The 4,500-nt window shown below is 62.6% G+C and carries 2 protein-coding genes and 1 pseudogene; 1 reads left to right on the top strand and 2 read right to left on the bottom strand.

Annotation, left to right across the window (positions count from 1 at the left end; translation table 11 throughout):
• Window positions 1–132: 132 nt before the first annotated feature.
• Window positions 133–1,980 (bottom strand): annotated as a pseudogene (gene typA / locus LJE63_10380) (translational GTPase TypA).
• Window positions 1,981–2,037: 57 nt separating this feature from the next.
• Window positions 2,038–3,222, bottom strand: a complete 1,185-nt coding sequence (gene tyrA / locus LJE63_10385) for a bifunctional chorismate mutase/prephenate dehydrogenase (protein ID MCG6907019.1) — start codon at window positions 3,220–3,222, stop codon at window positions 2,038–2,040.
• 535 nt (window positions 3,223–3,757) lie between these two features.
• On the opposite strand from tyrA, the gene LJE63_10390 reads away from it, so the two are divergent.
• A complete protein-coding gene (locus LJE63_10390) occupies window positions 3,758–4,300 on the top strand; it encodes an NUDIX hydrolase (protein ID MCG6907020.1) in 543 nt (180 codons plus the stop codon).
• Window positions 4,301–4,500: the final 200 nt, after the last annotated feature.

Below are 4,500 nucleotides of genomic sequence, written 5' to 3' on the forward strand. Positions count from 1 at the left end.
CCAGCATAGCGGCCGCCAGGATGAGCGGCGTCATCAAGACGCGGAATGATTTACTCATGGGATGTTTCATTTCAATCCATTTCCGGTTTAGCGGCCGGCCCCAAGGGCCGTCGCCGCTGGCCTCCCGGTAGCTCAGAGGCCGTTTTCCTTTTTGAGCTGGACCCCCCGCTGCTGGTAGCGTTGCTGGGCCGTCAAAACGGCCTTGCGCAGCCGGATGCTCTGGGGGGTCACCTCCACCAGCTCGTCGCGGCGGATAAAGTGAATCGCGCGCTCCAGGGTCATCGCTTTGACCGGCGAGAGAATCACGTTGTCGTCTTTTCCCGCGGCCCGCATGTTGGTCAGCTTCTTCTACTTGCAAGGGTTGACGTTGATGTCGTTTTCACGGTTGTGCTCGCCGATGATCATGCCCTCGTAGACCGGGCATCCCGGCACGATAAAAATCTGGCCGCGCGGCTCGAGGTTGAACAGCGCATAGGCCACGGCCTTGCCCTTGCGATCGGACACGATCGAGCCGGTAAAGCGCGAGGGGAACTCGCCCCGGAAGGGCTCGTAACCGGCGAAGTAGCTGTTCAGGATGCCGGTGCCGCGGGTGTCGGTCAGAAATTCGTCGCGGTAGCCAATCAGGGAGCGCGAGGGCACCGAAAACGTGATGCGCACCCGCCCGGTGCCGTGATTGACCAGGTTGGTCATCTGACCCTTGCGGATCGCCAGTTTTTCGGTCACCACCCCCAAAAAGCGGTCGTCACAGTCCACCAGCAGGTGTTCGATGGGCTCCAGCTGGCGGCCGTCCCGATACTTGTATATCACCTCCGGACGCCCAACCGCCAGCTCAAATCCCTCGCGCCGCATTGTCTCGATCAGGATCGCCATCTGAAACTCGCCCCGGCCCTTGACCAGGAAGGTGTCGCGTTCGTCGGTCTCCTCCAGCTGCAGGGCCACGTTGCGCAAGGTCTCCTTGAACAGCCGGGCGCGGATCTTGCTCGCCTGCACGATGGTGCCCTCCTGGCCGGCAAAGGGCGAGGTGTTGGCCGAAAAGCGCATGGAAACCGTGGGCTCGTCCACCCGCAGGCGTTTCAGTGGACTGTGGTTTTCGCCGGTGCAGATGGTGTCGCCGATCTTGACGTTCTCGATCCCTGCCAGAACCACGATATCGCCCGCCGCCACTTCGGCGACGTCCTTGAGCACGAGCCCTTCGTAGACCTGCAGGCGCGAGATCTTTAGCGGCTGGGCAGCACCGTCCTCCCCTAAACAGACCAGATTATCCCGCTGCCGGATCACGCCGCTGACCGCCTTGCCGATGGCCAGGCGCCCCAGATAATCCGAGTAGCCCAGATCGGATACCAGCATCTGAAAAGGGGCCGCGGGATTGCAGGCCGGCGGGGGGATCTCGGCGACTATTTTTTCAAACAGCGGCTGAAGGTCCCGACCCGGCGCGTCGGCCGCGGCCATGGCCACCCCGTCGCGCCCGATGGCGTAAAGATAGGGGAAATCCAGTTGGCTCTCGCTGGCGTCCAGGTCGATGAACAGATCATAGACCGAATCCAGGATCGCCTCCGGGCGGGCGTCCTTGCGGTCGATCTTGTTGATCACGACGATGACCTTGAGACCGGCCTCGAGGGTCTTTTTGAGCACGAAACGCGTCTGGGGCAAGGGGCCCTCGGAGGCGTCCACCAGCAGCAGGGCCCCGTCGACCATGGACAGCGCGCGCTCCACCTCCCCGCCGAAATCGGCGTGTCCGGGGGTGTCGATGATGTTGATCTTGACCCCCTGCCAGACGATGGCGCAGTTCTTGGCGGCGATCGTGATGCCCCGTTCGCGCTCGAGGTCCATCCGGTCCATAATGCGTTCGTCGATCTGCTGGCCCTCACGAAACACTCCGCTTTGCTTAAACATGGCATCCACCAGGGTGGTCTTGCCGTGGTCGACGTGGGCGATAATGGCGATGTTGCGCAGGGCCTGGGGTGAATCGGTTGGCGTCATGTTTGAATTTCCGTTTGCATTCCGAAAGCGGCGCCGGGCCGGCGGCCGCAGGTTGGTTTAAAACCTTTCGATCAACTTGTCGATCAGGTAGGAGCTTTCACGGATGGCCTGCTCGCCGAAGGGGCCGAACCACTCGGAAACCCGCCTGAACTCCTCGCAGAATTTGTTTTTGTCCCCTTTTTCGAGCATCTCCAGGTTGCTGCCCAGGGACAGGATATAGTCCTTCAACATCGCCCGTCGCTGGGGGGTGGCGAAGATGATTTCGGCATACAGTTCGGCATCCTGGGCGAAAAGCCGTCCCACCATACCCAATTCCAGGCGATAGATGGGGCTCGAGAATTCCAGCGAGCGGTTGAGGCTCGCGTTTTGGCGGCAGAGGAACTGGCCGAAGGCGAAGGTCGCGAAATGGCGCAGGGCCTGGACAAAGCCCATGATCTGATCGTGTTCGGTCGGGGTGGCCTGCACCAGAACGCTGCCCCAGGCCGCAAATTGATCAATGACCCACTGGCAGGCATCCTCCATCCGACCGGGGGTGACCACCACGATCTGCTTGTCCATGCTGGAGGTGGTCGGCCCGAAGAGCGGATGCAGCCCCAGCACCGGCCCGCTGTGGGCGGCGAGCATGGCCTGCAGGGGCTCGGCCTTGAGGCTGGTGATGTCGGCCAGCACGCACTGGGGCGGCAGGTGGGGCCCCAGGCGGCGGGCGACGGCTCCGGTGACATCGATGGGAACGCAGAGCAACACCAGATCGGCTTCCCGGCAACGCTCGGCGGCCGTCGGCCAGTCGTTGCGATCCAGGCTGCGCACCCGGTAGCCGGCATCCCCGAACCAGCGCACGAAATAACGCCCCATGCTGCCGCCGCCGCCCACCACCAGGACCCGGGCACCGGGGCGCACCCCCCGCCGGGAGAGCCTGGCGGTCTGGGCCACGCGCGACTGCCGGATGATTCGCCGGTAGAGTTCCTCGACAAAATCGGGATCCAGCCCCTGGGCGCGGGCCTGGGCGCGCAGCCCGGAGATCAGGTTCTCCTCCCGGGCGGGATGATAGACCGGCAGGTGGGCGGCCTTCTTGAGGGCCACCACCTTTTCGACCACGGTTTGACGCTCCTTCAACAACCCGACGATCCGCCGGTCGATGGCGTCGATCTGGTCGCGCAAGGCGGCCAGGCCCGCCCCGGACGGCCCTTGGCTGGAAGGCTGCGGCCCACGAGCTGCGGACAGCTCCGGCGGGTTGTTTTTCATGAGCCTTTTCCCCCAAATGTGCCGGCGGACGCCCCGGCACCGCCGTTCAGTTTAGCCGAAAAAATATAATAAGTCCGCCGGCACCCAATTTAAACCGAGCGGGGATAAAAATCAGTCCCGTGCCGGTATGCACCGCGCAAGGGCTCATATCACCCCCAGCCGGTGGGATGCAAGCCTGAGACGCAGGACGCAAGGGCGGATCCAAGCGGGAAGTGACGGCCCCGGCATCAGTCCCATTGTGGGCGGTGAAAAATTGTCCAAGCGGGCGAAACGCTACAAGTCAAATTTGATGAACCGGTAAAAAGTCAAAACCCAGACGGTTTCGAAAAAAGTTCAATTTACGGCGCGCAAATCTCGAGGAGTGAGGTCTACTTATGCAGGCCGCAGCGACTTCGAGATGCAGCGCAACGCAGAAAGTGGGCTTTTTGCGGAACCGTCAAATTTGCAATCGATGCTTTTCTGGGTGTATGATGCCGCCGTTTCAATGCGGCTGCCGGCCGCCCCCCTGAAACACGGACTGGAAAACGCCCAACGTATGGAACGCCTCACAACCTACCGCTACTGCCCCCAGTGCGGCGGTCCGCTGCAACTCGCCAACCTGAAACCCGGCGAGCCGCAGCGCCTGCAATGCAGGGCGTGCCGCTTCGTGTTCTACCTGGACCCCAAGATCGCCGCCTGCGCCATCGTGCGGGTGGCAGGCCGGATTGTGCTGCTCCAGCGCGCCATCCCGCCCGCCTACGGCCGCTGGGTGATTCCCGGCGGCTTTGTGGATGCCGGGGAGCCGGTGCCGCAGGCCGCGGCCCGCGAAGTCTGGGAGGAGGTGCGCCTGCGGGTGGCCATCGGCCCTCTGGTGGGGGTCTACTCCTATCCCCAGGTCACCACCGTGGTGGTGGTGTACCAGGCCGAGGTGATCGGCGGCCAGCTGCAGGCAGCCGACGAGGCTTTGGACGCCCGTCTCTTCGCGCCGGCGGAGATTCCCTGGCAGGATTTAGCCTTCTCCAGCACCCGCGACGCCCTGCTGGACTATCTCCGAGCCGGAGCAGAAGCCAATCCGCCGCTTCGGCCCTCCACGAAGTGAACGACTATAGGCCGCCAGCCGCCGCGAGCTTCGGCACCGCCCAGCGACCAAATTTTTTTCAAAAATTACAATTTTGTCGTTCACCCGGTAACGAAAACGACCATCTATTCTCCACATTTGGTATCCGCTTTTGTATCCGCGACCGGCTTCTTTTGGGGCCAATGATCTACTCCCAATCGAAATTTGTTTTCACCCTTTTA

The organism is Desulfobacteraceae bacterium (assembly GCA_022340425.1).
Taxonomy (GTDB): Bacteria; Desulfobacterota; Desulfobacteria; order Desulfobacterales; family JAABRJ01; genus JAABRJ01.

What these genes read in the sequence shown, in the direction of transcription:
- LJE63_10390 (MCG6907020.1), top strand. Translation starts at nt 3,758, where the DNA reads ATGGAACGCCTCACAACCTACCGCTACTGCCCCCAGTGCGGCGGTCCG.
- tyrA (MCG6907019.1), bottom strand. Translation starts at nt 3,222, where the DNA reads ATGAAAAACAACCCGCCGGAGCTGTCCGCAGCTCGTGGGCCGCAGCCT.